13 protein-coding genes are annotated in these 15,889 nt (G+C 73.1%); 8 read left to right on the top strand and 5 right to left on the bottom strand.

What is annotated here, in order from left to right; translation table 11 throughout:
• Positions 1-9 precede the first annotated feature (9 nt).
• Entirely contained in the window at positions 10-1,260 is a 1,251-nt protein-coding gene (locus H181DRAFT_RS25920; protein ID WP_078895983.1) for a lipase family protein, read from the top strand.
• 200 nt (positions 1,261-1,460) lie between these two features.
• Here H181DRAFT_RS25920 and H181DRAFT_RS25915 read toward each other — a convergent pair whose 3' ends face one another.
• The 3 genes from H181DRAFT_RS25915 to H181DRAFT_RS25905 form a co-directional block, all read right to left on the bottom strand.
• The gene (locus tag H181DRAFT_RS25915; RefSeq protein WP_254666973.1) at positions 1,461-2,351 is read right to left on the bottom strand and encodes an alpha/beta fold hydrolase; all 891 of its coding nucleotides are present in this window, start codon (positions 2,349-2,351) and stop codon (positions 1,461-1,463) included.
• A 136-nt stretch (positions 2,352-2,487) separates the two neighbouring features.
• Positions 2,488-4,458, bottom strand: coding sequence for an AMP-dependent synthetase/ligase (locus tag H181DRAFT_RS25910; RefSeq protein WP_078895982.1), 1,971 nt, complete (start codon positions 4,456-4,458; stop codon positions 2,488-2,490).
• Positions 4,459-4,538: 80 nt separating this feature from the next.
• Entirely contained in the window at positions 4,539-5,849 is a 1,311-nt protein-coding gene (locus tag H181DRAFT_RS25905) for an acetyl-CoA C-acetyltransferase (RefSeq protein WP_045866856.1), read from the bottom strand.
• Positions 5,850-5,921: 72 nt separating this feature from the next.
• On the opposite strand from H181DRAFT_RS25905, the gene H181DRAFT_RS25900 reads away from it, so the two are divergent.
• Together H181DRAFT_RS25900 and H181DRAFT_RS25895 are read left to right on the top strand one after the other, a co-directional pair.
• Entirely contained in the window at positions 5,922-7,307 is a 1,386-nt protein-coding gene (locus H181DRAFT_RS25900) for a 3-oxoacyl-ACP reductase (RefSeq protein ID WP_045866855.1), read from the top strand.
• Positions 7,308-7,312: 5 nt separating this feature from the next.
• Positions 7,313-8,341 (top strand): MaoC family dehydratase, encoded by a 1,029-nt coding sequence (locus tag H181DRAFT_RS25895; RefSeq protein ID WP_045866854.1) that lies wholly within the window; start codon positions 7,313-7,315, stop codon positions 8,339-8,341.
• Here the strand turns inward: H181DRAFT_RS25895 and H181DRAFT_RS25890 are convergent.
• Positions 8,274-8,897, bottom strand: coding sequence for a TetR/AcrR family transcriptional regulator (locus H181DRAFT_RS25890; RefSeq protein WP_045866916.1), 624 nt, complete (start codon positions 8,895-8,897; stop codon positions 8,274-8,276). The two genes, H181DRAFT_RS25895 and H181DRAFT_RS25890, sit on opposite strands and share 68 nt — an antisense overlap.
• A gap of 250 nt (positions 8,898-9,147) precedes the next feature.
• On the opposite strand from H181DRAFT_RS25890, the gene H181DRAFT_RS25885 reads away from it, so the two are divergent.
• The 4 genes from H181DRAFT_RS25885 to H181DRAFT_RS25870 all read left to right on the top strand — a co-directional run bounded on the left by H181DRAFT_RS25885 (position 9,148) and on the right by H181DRAFT_RS25870 (position 12,861).
• Positions 9,148-9,828, top strand: coding sequence for a TMEM175 family protein (locus H181DRAFT_RS25885; RefSeq protein ID WP_045866853.1), 681 nt, complete (start codon positions 9,148-9,150; stop codon positions 9,826-9,828).
• 134 nt (positions 9,829-9,962) lie between these two features.
• Positions 9,963-10,868: an MIP/aquaporin family protein gene (locus H181DRAFT_RS25880; protein ID WP_045866852.1), complete on the top strand. Its 906-nt coding sequence runs from the start codon at positions 9,963-9,965 to the stop codon at positions 10,866-10,868.
• Between the two features lie 416 nt (positions 10,869-11,284).
• Positions 11,285-11,821 (top strand): hypothetical protein, encoded by a 537-nt coding sequence (locus tag H181DRAFT_RS25875; protein WP_045866851.1) that lies wholly within the window; start codon positions 11,285-11,287, stop codon positions 11,819-11,821.
• Between the two features lie 146 nt (positions 11,822-11,967).
• A complete protein-coding gene (locus H181DRAFT_RS25870; protein WP_045866850.1) occupies positions 11,968-12,861 on the top strand; it encodes an alpha/beta fold hydrolase in 894 nt (297 codons plus the stop codon).
• Between the two features lie 71 nt (positions 12,862-12,932).
• Here H181DRAFT_RS25870 and H181DRAFT_RS25865 read toward each other — a convergent pair whose 3' ends face one another.
• Entirely contained in the window at positions 12,933-14,120 is a 1,188-nt protein-coding gene (locus tag H181DRAFT_RS25865; protein ID WP_139131761.1) for a PucR family transcriptional regulator, read from the bottom strand.
• Between the two features lie 1,058 nt (positions 14,121-15,178).
• Between H181DRAFT_RS25865 and H181DRAFT_RS28595 the strand changes: the two genes are divergently transcribed.
• The gene (locus H181DRAFT_RS28595) at positions 15,179-15,868 is read left to right on the top strand and encodes a snapalysin family zinc-dependent metalloprotease (RefSeq protein WP_052708737.1); all 690 of its coding nucleotides are present in this window, start codon (positions 15,179-15,181) and stop codon (positions 15,866-15,868) included.
• Positions 15,869-15,889 lie beyond the last annotated feature (21 nt).

Below are 15,889 nucleotides of genomic sequence, written 5' to 3'. Positions count from 1 at the left end.
AGACCCCCCATGCAGTTGTCCACCCGCAGGAGAGGCGCCGGCCGGACCGGCACCCTCAGCAGACGAAGCCTGCGCAACAGAGCGGTCACCGCCACGGCGGTGGCCGCTCTGTGTGTGCCGGGCGTCGTCGCGGCGGCCCCGGCGTCGGCCGCGGCGCCCGCGGAGCAGTCCGCCGCGCAGGCCGGAGCCGCGGCTCCCGGCGACGTCGTCAGCTCCGAGCCCACCGAGTTCAAGGTCTTCGGCGTGCCCACCCCCACACACGCCTGGAAGATCCAGTACACCTCGACCGACGTGCACGGCAAGGCCAACACCGTCTCCGGAACCGTCCTCGTCCCGCAGACCGAGTCCGACGGGCCGCGGCCGCTGGTGACGTACGCACTCGGCACCGTCGGCATCGGCGACCACTGCGCCCCGTCCGCGCAGTTCGCCGAGGGAACGGCCAGCGAGGCGGCGCTGATCGAGGGCGCGCTGCTGCGCGGCTGGGCCGTCGCCGTCACCGACTACGAGGGCCTCGGCACTCCGGGCACGCACACCTACACGGTGGGCCGTGCGGCCGGTACGGCCGTCCTCGACGCCGCCCGCGCCGCGCAGCGGCTTCCGGAGGCGCAGGAGAAGGGCGTCAGCGCCGAGTCCCCCGTCGGCATCATGGGCTACTCGCAGGGCGGTCAGGCCAGCGGCTGGGCGGCCGAACTGAGCAGCACCTACGCGCCGGAGCTGAAGGTCAAGGGCACCGCAAGCGGTGGTGTGCCGGCCGACCTGCCGAAGGTCGCCGAGTACAACGACGGCGACGCGGAGGCCGGTCTGGTGCTGATGTCGGCCATCGGGCACGACGCCGCGTACCCCGAACTCGCCCTGGACAGCTACCTCAACGACGAGGGCAAGCGCATCACCGGCATCATGCGGGACGGCTGCCTCAAGGAGGCACGCGAGGCCGGCGCGAACAAGTCCATCGAGGACGTAACCGTGAGCGACCCCAACCAGGAGCCGGACTGGCAGCAGCGCCTGGCGGAGGACAAGCTCGGCACCAAGGCGCCCGGCCACCCGGTGTACGTCTACCACGGCGAGGGTGACGAGATCATTCCGCACGAGGTCGGGGCGCAGCTCCGCGCGGACTGGTGCGCGAAGGGCAGCACCGTCCAGTGGAAGAGCTACCCGCTCGCGCCGCACGCGGGTACGGCCATCCTCGCGTCGATCCCGGCGATGAACTGGCTCAACGACCGCTTCAAGGGCGAGGCCACAGAGGGCAACTGCGGCAGCTGACCTACGGGACACGAGACCGCCCGCCCCGTCCCCCGGCCCCGCTGACGTACGCCCCGGCGTACGTCAGCGGGGCCGCAGCACTTCCAGGCCGCAGCACTTCCAGGCCGCGGACCTCCAGAAGCGGAAGCGCCCCGGAGCCACCGGCGGACGGCCGGTTCAGCCGCCGCCCGCGTCGCTTCCCGCCTGCCCGGACGCACAGTTCACGAACGTGCTGTGGTGCCGTCCCCGTCCTGCGCCGGGCGTGAAGCCGGCCGGTTCCGCACGATCCGCCGGATCTCCTCCACGACGAGGCCGGGTTCAGTGATCGGCACGTAGTGACCGGAGCGCTCGGCGACGACGTGCCGCCCGTTCGGTGAGACACCGGCACGGTGCGCGTGGGAGGCGTTCGCGGCGGCACGGGTCGCGGCGTTCATGCCGTTGCCGGGCAGTGCGCCGGAGACGACCGTGACGGGAATGCCGCCGAGCGGGGGCGGCGTTCGGCGCCAAGTGGCCAGCTCGTCCAGGAAGGTTCGGGCCTGGGCCGCCTGGGTGCGGACGACCCCGGGGGTGAACGCCTCCCGCTCCATGTCCTGCCGGACGTCGTCGGGTGCTGCCTCCAGCAGGAACCGGAAGAGCGGTTTCAGCGCGCCGACGCGGGCCAGCAGCCCAGCGGCCAGGATCGCCAGGCGTTCCCCGCGCCGGAACGTACGGCCGAAGAGGACGTCGGCCTGCTCGTCGGTCGGGTCGACGAGCACGAGCCCCGCGATCCGGTCGGTGCGCCGGGACGCGGCCAGCCGGGCGATCGGACCGCCCGCGGAGTGCCCGACGAGGACGAACGGACCGGGTGCGAAGTGGTCGAGGATCTCGCCCAGGTCCGCTGCCATGCGGTCGAGCGTCCGGCCCGCCGGGTCGGACGGGCTCTTGCCGAGCCCGGCCCGGTCGTAGACGATCGCGCGGGCGAACGCGGCCACTCCGGGCTGCACGAGTGCCCACGAGGAGCGGCTCGCGGCGGCGCCCGCCTCGAACACCACCACCGGTGCGGACTCTTCGCCGGCCGGGCCGGAGAGGACCATCGTGTGGAGACGGCGCCCGTCCCGGGTGGCGACCCACACCGGGGTCCCTTGCGTGTGGTGAGCCCTGACGGGAATGGCTGCCTCCTCGACGCCGCTCGTCCTACTTAGGCTTACCTTACTTCAGTGCTCGCGGGCCGTGTCCTCCTCCGGCTCCCGCGAGGGACCGCGGACGTGCTCAGCCGTCGCTCTCCGTGCGGACGTCCTCGTAGAGCGCCGCGATCTCCGTCTCGAAGTCCCGCACGATCGCCGCCCTCTTCAGCTTCAGCGAGGGTGTAAGATGCCCGCCCTCCTCGGTGAAGTCGTGCGGGAGCACGGCGAACCGGCGGATGGACTCGGCCCGCGAGACCATCCTGTTGGCGTCGTCGACCGCCTGCTGCAGGTTCTGCCGCAACTCCTCGTCCGCGATGAGCTGTTCGGGCGTCAGCCCGGTCTTCTTGTGCATCTGCTGCCAGTGCGCGAGCCCGTCCGGCTCCAGCGTGAGCAGTGCGGTGACGTAGGGGCGGTCGTCCCCGACGACGAGGCACTGGCTGACCAGCGGGTGTGCGCGCAGCCAGTCCTCGAGCGGCGCGGGGGCGATGTTCTTGCCGCCGGACGTGATGATGAGGTCCTTCTTGCGACCGGTGATCGTCAGGTAGCCGTCCTGGTCGAGGGCGCCGAGATCGCCGGTGGCGAGCCATCCGCCGCCGTCCGTCACGGGCACCGCGGCCTCGCTGTGCTGGTCCCAGTAGCCGCCGAAGACGTGGGGGCCGCGCAGCAGCACCTCGCCGTCGTCCGCGATGCGTACCGCCGTGCCCGGGACCGGCCAGCCGACGGTGCCGAGCCGGGGCTTGAGCGGCGGGGTGCAGGTGGAGGCGCCGGTGGTCTCCGTCAGGCCGTAGCCCTCGAAGACGGAGATCCCCGCGCCCTCGTAGAACGCGGCGAGCCGCGACCCCAGCGGCGATCCGCCGCTGATGACGTAGCGGCACCTGCCGCCGAGCGCGGCGCGTATGCGCCGGTAGACGAGCAGGTCGTACAGGCCGCGTGCCGCCTTCAGCCCCTTGCCGGGCCCGCTGCCGCTCCCGTGCTCCTGCGCCTCGACGGCCTCGCCGTAGCGGCGTGCGACGCGGGCGGCGCGGTCGAAGGAGGAGGCGCGGCCCATCTTCTCGGCGGTGGCGCGGCCCGTGTTGTAGACCTTCTCCAGCACGTACGGGATGCCGAGCAGGAATGTCGGCCGGAATCCGGCGAGGTCGGCGAGGAGCTCGTCGGTCTGGATGCTCGGCGCGTGCCCGAGCCGTACCCGGGCGCGCATGCAGGCGACCGCCACCATGCGCCCGAAGACGTGCGAGAGCGGCAGGAAGAGCAGCGTGGCCGCGGGGTCCTTGCTGACGGACCTGAAGACGGGGTGGAGCAGTTCGATGTCGTTGTCGACCTCGGCGAAGAAGTTGCCGTGGGTCAGCACGCAGCCTTTCGGCTGCCCCGTCGTGCCGGAGGTGTAGATGAGGGTCGCGGCGTCCTCCGGGCCTCGCAGCGCGCGGCGTTCGGCGACGGCTCCGTCCTCGACGGCCCTGCCCTCGTCCGCGAGCTGGGAGAGCGCTCCGGCGCCGAACTGCCAGAGGTGTTCCAGACGGGGCATCGCTCCGCGTTCGGCGGAGAGCATCCGCGCCTGCTCGACGTTCTCCACGGCGCAGGCCCGCGCGCCCGAGTGCTGGAGGATGTAGCGGGCCTGCGAGGCGGAGGAGGTCGGGTAGATGGGGACGGTCACCAGTCCGGCGGCCCACCCCGCGAAGTCGAGCAGCGTCCACTCGTACGTCGTGCGGGCCATGATGCCGACGCGGTCACCGGGTTCGAGGCCCAGGGCGATGAGCCCCTTGGCGGCGTTCAGCACCTCCCGCGCGAAGTCCCGGGCGGTCACGTCCCGCCAGGTGCCGTCCTGGCGCTTGCGGCTGAGCACCGCCTCGGCGGGCGCCTCCTCGGCGTTGACGAAGGGGATGTCGCCGAGGGAGCCGCTGGTGACGGGCGGCGCGAAGGGCGGCATGGTCACCTGCCGGACGGCGCCCGAGACCGTCTCCTTCGCGGGTTCTACGAGCACGGGCGCGGCGGCGTCTCCTGCGGCGGCGCCGGCGTGTCCGGTCGCGGACGCGGCAGGGCCGGTGGGGCTGGACGACATGAGCGGCTCCTCTCCATGGCGTGCCTCGGCGAGGATCGAGGAGGTGCCGATCCCCGGGTCGAAGAAGTGTGCGGAGGGCGTCAGGCCCTCTCGAGAACTGCCGTCACCCCCTGGCCGCCTGCCGCGCAGATGGAGATCAGGCCGCGTGCGCCCGGCTCCGCGCCGGGCCGCTCGGCGAGGAGCTTGGCCAGGGTGGCGACGATGCGGGCGCCGGTCGCGGCGAAGGGGTGCCCGGTCGCCAGGGACGAGCCGGCGACGTTGAGGCGCTCCCGGTCCACGGGTGCGAGTCCGCGCTTCTCCCAGGCCGCGAGCGTCGCGAGCACCTGCGAGGCGAACGCCTCGTGGATCTCGAAGAGTTCGAAGTCCTCGATCCCGAGGCCCGCCCGCTCCAGCATCCGGGGGACCGCGTAGGCGGGCGCCATCAGCAGCCCGTCCTCTCCGGGTCCGCCGTCCTCGTCGTAGAACTTCACGGCGCCCGTCTCGTACACGGACAGGTACGCCAGCGGCGTGTGCCCGTGCTCCTCCGCCCATTCCTCGGAGGCGAGCAGCACCGTCGCGGCGCCGTCGGTGAGCGGGGTGGAGTTGCCCGGCGTCATCGTCGCGTCGGGCTCGCCGGTGCCGAACACCGGCTCCAGCTCGGCGAGTTTCCGGGGGGTGGTGCCGGGCCGCAGGTTCTGGTCGCGCGCGAGGCCGCGGAACGGCGTGACGAGGTCGTGCAGGAAGCCGCTGTCGTAGGCGGTGGCGAGGTTGCGGTGGCTGGCGGCGGCGAGCTCGTCCTGCGCCTGCCGGGTGATGCCCCAGTCGCGTGCCGTCCTGGCGGCGTGCTCGCCCATGGACAGGCCGGTGCGCGGCTCGGCGTTGCGCGGGATCTCGGGGACGAGGTGGCGGGGCCGGACCCGCGCCAGCTCCTTGGCCCGCTGCTGGAAGGTCTTGGCCCTGCGGGCGGCGAGCAGGATGCGGCGCAGTTCGTCGTTGACGCCCAGCGGCGCGTCGCTCGCGGTGTCGGAGCCGCCGGCGATGCCCGCGTCGATCTGGCCGAGTGCGATCTTGTTGGCGACGGCGATCACGGCCTGCATGCCGGTGCCGCACGCCTGCTGCATGTCGTACGCGGGCGTGCGCGGGTCGAGCCGGGAGCCGAGCACGGTCTCGCGGGCGAGGTTGTAGTCGCGGCTGTGCTTGAGGACCGCTCCCGCCACGAACTCGCCCACGCCGCGGCCGCCTTGACCGTCCAGCGCGTACCGGTCGACGAGGCCGTCGAGGGCCGCGGTGAGCAGTTCCTGGTTCGAGCAGGTGGCGTACGGGCCGTCCGAGCGTGCGAACGGGATGCGGCTTCCGCCGATCACCGCTACGCGGCGCGGAGTGCCGGAAGACATGAGGCCGTTGGAACCCATCCTCGACCAAACTCCTGACCTGAAAGTAACCTTACTCGGAAGTAAATTTACGCGAGCTGGAAGGAATGGGGAATGGCTGACCGCTATCTGCATTGGACCAACACACGGCCCGGCCGTCTCCTCACCCGCACGCTCGGCCTCCCCCGGCCCGTGCCGCTGCACCGCTGGTCGCCGCGGCGGCCCCGGCTGGAGGGCGGCCCCGTCCTGCACCTGACGCCCGAACCGCCGCGCGGGGGCGCGCAGCAGACGAAGGAGCTGGCCGGAACAGTGGAGGCTACCGGGCTGCCGGTCGTGATGGAGGCCGAGCCCGGCGCCCGTCACGCCGCGGCGCTCGTCGACGCCACCGGGATACGGACCGTCGACGGACTGCGCGGCCTGCACGCATGCCTGCACCCGGTGATGCGTTCGCTCGCCGAGTGCGGCCGCATCGTCGTCCTCGGCGCCTCACCCGACCCGGACGACCACCGGCAGGCAGCGGCACAGCAGGCGCTGGAGGGTTTCGTGCGCTCCCTCGGCAAGGAGACCGGCGGCGGCCGCACCGCCCAGCTGGTGCGGCTCGCGCCCGAAGCGACCCCGGCGCACGCGGCGTCCACGCTCCGTTTTCTGCTCTCGCCGAAGTCGGCCTACGTCAGCGGCCAGGTCGTCGAGATCGGCGGCGCCCCCGCCGTCCCGGAAGGCGACCTTCCACCCACCGGGCCGGACGCGTCGGGCGACCCGGCACAGCCCCTGCGCGGCCGTACGGCCCTCGTCACCGGCTGCGCCCGCGGCATCGGCGAGTCGGTGGCCGCGACCCTCGCGCGGGACGGCGCGCACGTCCTGTGCCTCGACGTCCCGCAGGCCGAGGACGATCTGCTGCGCGTCGCCGAAGCGGCCGGCGGCACGGCGCTCCCCCTCGACATCACCGCCGGCGACGCCGGCGCCCGCATCGCCGCCGCCCTGCCCTCCGGCGGCCTCGACGTCCTGGTGCACAACGCGGGCATCACCCGCGACCGCCGCCTCGCCAACATGAGCGCCGAACGCTGGGAGAGCGTCCTGGCGGTCAACCTCGACTCCGTGCTGCGCACGACCGACCACCTGCTGGCCGAGCGTGCGCTGCGCCCGGGCACCGGGCGGGTCGTGGCGACCGCCTCCATCGCGGGCATCGCGGGCAACGTCGGCCAGACCAACTACGCCGCGAGCAAAGCGGGCGTCATCGGTTTCGTCCGCTCCCTCGCACCGCGCGCGGCGGCCGAGCACGGCATCACCGTCAACGCCGTGGCTCCCGGCTTCATCGAGACGAAGATGACGGCGGCCGTCCCCTTCTTCATCCGGGAGGCCGGCCGGCGCATGAGCAGCCACTCGCAGGGCGGCCTGCCCGTCGACGTCGCCGAGACCACGGCATGGCTGGCGGACCCCGCCTCCTACGCCGTGAACGGCCAGGTCGTACGGGTCTGCGGCCAGTCCCTGCTGGGAGCGTGAGGGCCATGACCGTCCAGCCACGCGTGACCCGCCTGTCCGCACCGCCCCGGCTGTCGTCCGTCCTCGCCAGGGGCGCCTGCACCTCGGCGGCGAAACGCGGCCCGTACGGCGGAGCGCGGCTGCCCGAGGAGCGCCTCGTCCTGCCGGATGCCGCGACGGACGCGCGGCACCTGCGCGCGTACGCCCGCGTCTGCGGGTTCCCCGAGCCCGGCAAGGGGACGCCGCTGCCGCCGAGCTGGCCGCACCTCCTGGGCTTTCCGCTGGCCATGCAGCTGATGGCGGGACGCGACTTCCCGTTCCCGCTGCTCGGCCTCGTGCACACCGGCATCGAACTCACCCAGCAGCGTGCCCTGGACGCGGACGACCGGCCGGAGATCTCCGTACACGCCGAGCACCTCGAACCGCACAGGCGGGGAACGCGGTTCGACGTCGTCACCGAGGCCCGGCTCGGCGGACGGCTCGTCTGGCACTCGCGCAGCACCTACCTGTGCAGGCACGGCGGGAGCGGGCGCCAGGACGGCGGCGCGGACGGCAACCCGGACAGCGGCACGGACGGCGGCACGGACGGCGGCGGGCGACGTCCGGAACCCCCCGCCCCGCTCCCCGTGCACGACCACTGGAGGCTGCCCTCCGCCCTCGGCCGCCGCTACGCGTCCGCGTCGGGCGACCGCAACCCCATCCACCTGCATCCGCTGACGGCGAAGCTCTTCGGCTTCCCCCGGCACATCGCGCACGGCATGTGGACCTTCGCCCGCGCCCTCGCGGCCACCGGCGCCGCCGAGGGCGGCGAACAGCTCTCCGTCCGCGCCGAGTTCAAGGCTCCGGTGCTGCTTCCCTCGACAGTCGCCTTCGGCCTCGACGAACCCACCGCGTCCACCGGGCCGTACCGGGCGCCGGTGCGCGTCCACCGGTTCGAGCTGCGCCGCGCCGGCGGAGAGGGCGGCCAGAGCCCCGGGCGGCTGCACCTCACCGGTGAGGTGACCAGCGAGCACCTTCCGTCATCCGGCCCAGACCGGTCCAGCAGAAGTTCATGAGCGTCGCGGCGGTCTCCTTCGCCGAAGGCGCGTCGCCCTCACGGGCGTTGGCCCATTCGGCGAGGGACTCCGCCGCGCCGACCATGGCGTGCGCCAGCCCGGAGACCTCCCGCTCGGCGAACTCGCTGTCGCAGCCGGCGTCCTCGGCCGCCCGGCTCAGCAGCAGCCGCACCAGCTCCGTGATCTCCGCCCGCATACCGGCCACTTCGTCCGCGAACGGCTCCCCCTGGGTGGCCGCCCGGTGCAGCATCGCCCATCCGTCGGGCCGCGCCGCCGTGTGCGCGAAGAAGGCGCACAGCCCCTTCCACAGCTGCTGCTCGGCCGAGACCCGACGCTCCTGGGTGCCCCCTCGCACGGCCTCGACCAGCGCGGCACGCTCACGCCGCAGGCACGCCGTGAAGAGGTCCTCCTTCGACTTGAGGTACAGGTAGACCAGCGGCTTGGAGACCCCCGCCTGCTCGGCGATCTCGTCCATCGACGCCGCCTGGTACCCGTGCCGCGCGAAGCCCACGACAGCGGCGTCCAGCATCTGCCGCTCGCGCACCTCGCGCGGCATCCGACGGCGGACGCCGTCCTTGCTCTTGGTCCCCACCTGTGTGCCCCTTCACCGCATCTCCCCACGGGCTCCTCGGACGTCAGCGTACGCGGACGCTGTGTCATCGCACCGGGAAGCGGACGGTTGCACGGAAAGGCCCCGCCCGCGGCTCGCGGCGCCATCGGCCGCGCCGCTCAGCACTTCGTGTGGGTCTCCACCGGCGGCGGCGCGTACCGGCCGGGCCGTTCCGCCCCGGCTCTACGATCCGGACGTGGACAACACGCCTGCCGCCGCCCCGGACAGCGGTGGCCTGGCGCGTCTCGAGAACCTCTCGGACGGCGTCTTCTCCATCGCGATGACCCTCCTCGTCCTGGACATCTCCATCAGACGGGGCCTGAGCACGGCCGGCTTCGAGGACGCGCTGCACCGGGCGCTCCCGCACATCGCCGCGTACGCGCTGAGCTTCGCCGTGATCTCCGAGTTCTGGCGGGACCACCGCCGCATCCTCGCCCGCTTCTCCGTCCTCGACGGCAAGGTCACCGGGCTCACCCTGCTCGGCCTGGGCCTGACCGCCGTACTTCCCTTCCCCACGGCGCTGCTCGCCGAGTACAGCGCGCAGCCCCTCGCCGTCGCGACGTACGGATTGAGCGTCTCCGCGCAGAACACCGTGCATCTGGCGCTGCTGCTCACCTCCCACAAGCGCCTCGGGCCGCCGTCCGACCGCACCGACGCCAGAGCACGCCGGCTCGACGCTGCCGACCTGGCCTCCACCGTGCTCGTGTTCGGCGTGACCGTCCCCCTGGCCTTCGCCTCCCCCGCCCTCGCCAAGTGGGTCTGGCTGACGCTCTTCCCCGCGAAGTTCCTGATCGGGAGGGCTCAGCGGCGTCTGGTCCAGGCGTCCGCCGGCGGTGCCGGTTCCGCTCCGGGGCCGGGCCCCGGCACGCACCCCTGACCCATTCGTCATACCCGTACGCCATCGGATTGACATACCGGGTGACGCGCCCTCAGGCACGCACCGCTGCGGTGCCCCCTGCTTACGGTTTCACAAGGGGCGACAGGGCTGACCCATCCGATTAAGGAGCGCCGATGGCTGAGCAGAGTGCAGAGCGCGGTACGCGCCGACGCGGTTACGGGGAGGGTCTCACCGGTGAACTGCTCGCCGAGTTCCTGGGAACCCTCGTCCTCATCCTGATCGGCTGTGGCTCCGTGGCCGTCGCTGTCGTCGGACTGTCGGGATCGGGCCGCCAGGCAGGGGAGTTCGGCCCCGCGAACTGGCTGATCATCTCCTGGGGCTGGGGCCTGGCCGTCGTCTTCGGCGTGTACGTCGCCGGCGGCATCAGCGGCGCCCACATCAATCCGGCCGTCACTCTCGCCTTCGCCGTACGGGGGCACTTCTCGTGGCGGAAGGTCCTGCCGTACTGGGCCGCCCAGGTGCTCGGCGCCTTCGTCGCCGCCGCTCTCGTCTACGCGGCCTACCACTGGGCGATCGACGCGTTCAACGCGAAAGAAGGGATCGGACGGGAGGAGTCGCTGCCCACGTATTCCATCTTCGCGACGTTCCCGGCCGAATACTTCGGCGGTTCGCTGTGGGGTCCCCTGCTCGACCAGATCATCGGCACCGCCCTCCTGCTCCTGCTGATCTGCGCCATCATCGACCAGCGCAACACCGGCCCGATGGCCAACCTCGCCCCGTTCATCACCGGCCTCGTGGTCGTCATGATCGGCCTCACGTTCGGAACGAACGCCGGGTACGCCATCAACCCCGCCCGCGACTTCGGGCCGCGGCTGTTCACGTTCTTCGAGGGCTGGGGCGCGATCGCGTTCCCCGGCCGGTTCGACTGGTTCAGCGCCTACTGGTGGGTCCCGATCGTCGGACCCCTCATCGGCGGCGTCATCGGCGCGAAGGTGTACGACGTCTTCATCGCCAAGGTCATCAGCGACCGGGGGCCGGAGGAGCAGCCCGAAGGCCGCGTCCCCGAGCCCGGGGTCTGACGGCCGGACCGGATGCCCCGCCGCGGCGGCGGACGCCCTGACACACGGACGGCCGCGCCGCACGCAGACCCACGGCCAGCCCCATCCGGGATCCCCGGGCCACCGCCCCCGGCCTGGCCCCACCCCGCCCCGCCCCGAAGACCTCCGCGCGGACCGCTCCCGTCGCGCGGAGGTCTTCCGCATGTCCGGGGCTTCCGGGAGAGAGGAACGAGCGCCGGTGGCCGCGTCGGAGACCGTGGTCATCCTGCTCTTCGCCGCCCTCACCCTGAGCCGGACCGGAGGCCCGCTGCTTGGCCGCGGCGGTCCCGCACACCCCTTCGGGGCAAGCAGCACGCGGGCGGCGTGTGTCTCCTCGCGGCGGTGCCGGAAGAGGAGAGCATGAGCGCCCCCGTCCGCGAATCCCCCGAGGCCCAGAGATGCCCGACGCAGGCCCCGTCCCGCGCCCAGCAGGCGAACCGCCCCGTGGGCACCGGCCGTACCGGCCTCCCGAACGGGTCTTCTTCAGCGGTACGTACGGGCTGGTACTGGCGAGCACCCTCTCCGCCGCGCTGGACAGCGAGGGCGAACGGCCCGACCCCGGCGACGACTTGGTGTGGCTGCTGCTCACCGTGCTGGTCGCTGCCGCCGCCCACGGCTACGCACACGTGATCGCGGGGGGCTCCGCCGGGCACGCGAGCGGCGCGGCGGGCGCGTTCCGTACGGTCGCGGCGGAGTGGCCGCTGGTGGCCGCCGCCCTGCCCACGGTGGCGATGCTGTTCAGCGCCTACGCGGGCTGGTGGGCGGAGGCCACGGCGGTGGACACGGCCCTCGCGTTCAACACGGCGGCGCTCTTCGGTGCCGGAGCGTGGCCGGCCCGCGCCTCGGGGAGCGGCCCGGGCGCGGCACTCCTCGCCGGGACGCTCGCCATGGTCCTCGGGCTCGTCGTCATCGCCGCCGACGCGGCCCTCGGATGACCGATGCCCGGGTCCTCCCTTCCGGCCACGGCCGGGTGGCGGCGCGGCCTCCCGGGCGGGTTCGCCGCTCGGCTGCGGAACTCTCAGGCGGGTAAGGGCAGTTCAACCGTCGTCCGACCGCCGTCTTCCCGTCAGGAGGTGCGCAGGTGACCGGGACGGAGATCGAACTGCCCGTCGACGGCGGCGTCCTGTCGGGCCTCGACTTCGGGGGCGGCGGCAGGAACGTGCTGCTCGTGCACGGCAGCGGGCAGAACGCGGCGGCGTGGACGGACGTCGCGACACGGCTGGCGGACCGCTGCCACCCGGTCGCGGTCGACCTGCGCGGCCACGGGCAGACCCGGCTGGCCTCCACCGGGCCGGAGCAGTACTGGCAGGACATCGGAAGCGTGGTCGCCGCGCTGTCATGGGAGCGGCCCCTGCTCGTGGGGCACTCCAGCGGCGGTTACGCGGTGACGGCCGCCGCCGCGTGCGGCCTGCTGGAACCGGCCGCCCTGTGCCTGGTGGACGGGATGGTGCTCAACGACCGCGGCACCGCACTCGCCTGGCACGCCGCCGCACGGACCGCCGAGGCGGCGGACCGGCTGCGGACCAGGTTCCGCTACGGCTGGGAGACCGGCGAGGAGCAGATGCAGGCGTACGTCGGCAGGTGCGTGAGGGACGCCGCGGACGACCCGCTGAACGCCGGCGCGCGGCCCGGACTCGTCGGGGCCGTCGCGCGGCGCTCGTTCCTCCGCCGGGGCGGCCGCTGGGTACGGCAGCCCACGGTCGAGGAGATCGCGGCCGTCAGCGACGTCGGGCAGTGCGCGCATGCCTTCCCGAGCAACGACGTGTACGAGCGCGTCACTTGCCCCGTGACGGTCGTGCTGGCCGACGGGGGCTCCTACGCCGCGCGCCGCGACGAGGTGCGGGCCGTCGTCGACGCCGCCCCCGGACGCAGGCTGGTCGAGCTGGCGTCGAACCACAATGTGCCGATGACGAAGCCCGCGGAACTCGCGGCGGTCGTCCTCGGACTGCTGGAGGACGGTGTCCGTCAGGCCTGACGGCACGGGCCGGCGCCTGGAGCGTCACGAACTGCTGCCTCCGCAGGTCTGCCGGCTTCCGTGGCGGCGGATCAGCCCCGGGGCGAGGGCAGCGTCGCCGGGAGGCGGGTGGCCGTGAGCGCCGCGCGCAGGAGCTGGATGCCGTGGGCGGTGGTGGGGTCGAGGCCGGTGAGCTCGCGGATGCGCTGGATCCGGTACGTCAGCGACCGCCGGTGGATGTGGAGGGCCGCCGTCGTCCTCTGCCTGTCGAGCCCGCAGTCGAAGAGGACTTCGAGGGTGCGCTGCAGGTCGGTGCCGCGTTGCAACGGCGCCAGCAGCTCGGCCAGCTTGCGCCGGACGGCGGGCTGACGGGCCACGGCCAGCTCGACGAGCAACTCGTCGGCACCGTACGGCCGGCTCTCCGCGTCCGGCATCGCGCCGACGAGCGCGAGTGACTGCCTGGCCTCGTGGAGGGCCGCCGGGACGTCGTCCAGCGTCGCCCCGTGCGCCTCCGCGGCGCTCAGGCGCCGGCCCAGGGCGGTCACGAGGGACGTGACCAGCCCCCGCGCCGTCGCTCGCGCCGCTGCGGCGCCCGCGTGGGCGGGCAGCAGGACCAGCAGACCGCCCGACGCGTGATCGGCCTGCCACAACAGGCCGGGGACCGACTCCAGTCGGCGCGTGGGCAGCCCGCCGCGGAAGCCGCAGTCCGGCCGGTCGACGCGGGGTTTGCACAGCAGTACGAGGTACCCGCTCGGCAACTCCATCCCCAGCGCGGAAGCCACGTCGCCGGCCGGCCTGCCCTGCGTCAGGCGGTCCATCAGCAACTGCCGCGCCTGCGAGCGGTCCCCTGCCGTTCCGCAGGCTCTCGCGTACGCGCTCTCGACGGTGCTCATGATGCGCGGGAGTTCCCTGACACCCCATGCGGTGAAGGCTATGGACGCGCCGCCGTCGCCGGGCTCGATCATGGAAAGGCATTCGCGGAGACCCGTCGTATGAGCGACTTCGAAGCCCGCACGGAGTTCACCGAGAGGAAACGACTTCATTCCTCTGTTCCGCCCCAGAATTCGGTACGGCTCGAGGTCGGCCTCCGTCAGCGGCTCGTCTTTCGCCGCCTGTTTCAGAACGGGCCGCCACGTGTCGTGGATTTCGCCCAGAAGCGCGACCTGCTGGGTCGACGACTGCGCGCCGTAAAGGGGGACGTGCCGCACCATGGCGTTCCGCATCGCCAGGGCGGTGGAGTCGCGCCTGGCCGCCAGGCGCGCGAAGTAGCCCCTGTCCATCGTCACTCCCAGGTCGCGTCGCAGAGCCTCCCCCCGGGCACTCGCGCGCCGGGGTCCCGAACCGTCCGATCCGCTTCACAGAGCCCTGAAACCGGTTCCAGGGCGGGGAGCATACAGCCTCCACGCCCCCTGTGTTCCCCTCCGTCGGACACCAGTGGGCGTGGACTCGGCCTGGCGGCACGCCCGTTCACGTCGGCCGCGGGAGAGCCGGGCCCGCAGGAGCCAGCCCACGGAAGGCCGCCCGACCTGCGAATCACCCTCGGCCCACCACCCTCCCGAAAGCGTCGGCCTCCACAATTCCGGATTCGCACGGAAAGAGCGCCGGCGGGCTTTCGAGACGTCACATGAGAGCCGGATCACGCGTCTTGAGGACCGGCGGCGCCGGTGGAATTCGGATGCATATACCAACGACCGACGGGACCCCCTCTCCGCCGTGACGGAGAGTTCCCGGCCGGTCACGAGTCGCGTCGCCGGGATGGGAAATCGGCGGGCCCGTGTATTGCCTCCCGTGGCAAAGAACGGCCTTCGGAGGCGTGTTGCTCCCGGAAAATGTTGTGGGCGATCACGGGGCTCTGCTCGAATGTCCGGCGACGGGTTGCGGACCGGCACCCGGAACGGTTCCGGGCGACATTCCGAACGAACAGTCGCGGGGGAAGAGTTCGGACTGCCGGGCCGCCGGAGCCGCGAGGGCCGCCCTCGACGGGGAGACGCCCCCGCGAACGGCTCGTACTCGCAGCCGGTCGCGAAGGGTGGATCGCGGGGGCGGCCTGGCCGGTTCCGGCGGCGCACCCCGTGGCAGCGGCGCCGGACGGCGGCCACCGGCCGGACGGGGCGACCGTCCGCCTCCGGGCGCCGACCGGCGGGACGCGGAAGCCGCTGCCGACACGGAGCGCGCCGCCCTGCCGGAGTACGGCCGCCTGACCGGCCCGTCCACAAGTACCCCTGGAACCCGGGCAGTCCGGATCCGCGGGTCAGCGATCCGGCCGCCCGCCGGGCCGTAGCGGCGCCCGAGGGGCGGGGCCGGAACGACACCCCCCACACCACGACGGAGACCGACCATGCGCAAGGGAAGTCGCCCGCTGGCGACCGCCGTCTGCATACCGCTGGCACTGCTGGCACTCTCCGCCTGCGGCCCCGGGAAGGACTCGGACGCGGGCCGGAAGCCGGACTCCGCCTCCACCGGCCGGGGCGGCTCGCCGGGCGAGGCGGACAAGACGACGGGTGAAGGAGGCGGAGAGGAGGGGGATCCGGCGACGGAGGAGCCGGCCGAGACCTCCACGGACCTCCCCGTTGACGAGCCCGTGCCGGAGGGCCCGGGCGACGCGAAGGCCGCCGGGCCGACCACGGTGACCTACGACGTGAGCAAGGCGGCGGAGTTCGCGGAGCCGATCTCCGTCGGGGTGGCCGCCTGGAACGACAGCCTCCAGAACGTCGAGATCCGCCCCGCGAAGGCCGGCGAGAAGGCGGACGTGCGGATCGTCGTCGAGAACGGGTGGCCCGAAGCCAGGACGAAGCCGCCGCAGATCGGCATGGGGACCATCGTCATGGGCCGCGCGGCTCTCGACACGGGGCACTCCTCCCCCCGGATCGCGGCCCACGAGTTCGGGCACATCCTGGGCCTGGACGACCGGCGGAACGAGGGCTGTTCCAGCTTGATGTCCGGCCACAAGGGCGGCAAGGACTGCCCGAGCTGGCACCCGGACGCCTCGGAGACGCGCGCGGCGGACGCCAACTTCGCCGAGAAGTAGCGCCGACCCCGCCGAGAAGTA

It is taken from the genome of Streptomyces sp. WMMB 714, assembly GCF_900090125.1.
In the GTDB taxonomy this organism is placed as follows: domain Bacteria; phylum Actinomycetota; class Actinomycetes; order Streptomycetales; family Streptomycetaceae; genus Streptomyces; species Streptomyces daqingensis.
The sequence above is the reverse complement of the archived record's forward strand: the minus strand, read 5'-3'. Positions and strand labels throughout refer to the sequence as shown.

Bases quoted from the DNA above. Each gene is read 5' to 3' on its own strand.
- H181DRAFT_RS25920 (WP_078895983.1), top strand. From the start codon at position 10: ATGCAGTTGTCCACCCGCAGGAGAGGCGCCGGCCGGACCGGCACCCTC.
- H181DRAFT_RS25910 (WP_078895982.1), bottom strand. From the start codon at position 4,458: ATGTCGTCCAGCCCCACCGGCCCTGCCGCGTCCGCGACCGGACACGCC.
- H181DRAFT_RS25905 (WP_045866856.1), bottom strand. From the start codon at position 5,849: ATGGGTTCCAACGGCCTCATGTCTTCCGGCACTCCGCGCCGCGTAGCG.
- H181DRAFT_RS25900 (WP_045866855.1), top strand. From the start codon at position 5,922: ATGGCTGACCGCTATCTGCATTGGACCAACACACGGCCCGGCCGTCTC.
- H181DRAFT_RS25895 (WP_045866854.1), top strand. From the start codon at position 7,313: ATGACCGTCCAGCCACGCGTGACCCGCCTGTCCGCACCGCCCCGGCTG.
- H181DRAFT_RS25890 (WP_045866916.1), bottom strand. From the start codon at position 8,897: ATGCCGCGCGAGGTGCGCGAGCGGCAGATGCTGGACGCCGCTGTCGTG.
- H181DRAFT_RS25880 (WP_045866852.1), top strand. From the start codon at position 9,963: ATGGCTGAGCAGAGTGCAGAGCGCGGTACGCGCCGACGCGGTTACGGG.
- H181DRAFT_RS25875 (WP_045866851.1), top strand. From the start codon at position 11,285: ATGCCCGACGCAGGCCCCGTCCCGCGCCCAGCAGGCGAACCGCCCCGT.
- H181DRAFT_RS25865 (WP_139131761.1), bottom strand. From the start codon at position 14,120: ATGGACAGGGGCTACTTCGCGCGCCTGGCGGCCAGGCGCGACTCCACC.
- H181DRAFT_RS28595 (WP_052708737.1), top strand. From the start codon at position 15,179: ATGCGCAAGGGAAGTCGCCCGCTGGCGACCGCCGTCTGCATACCGCTG.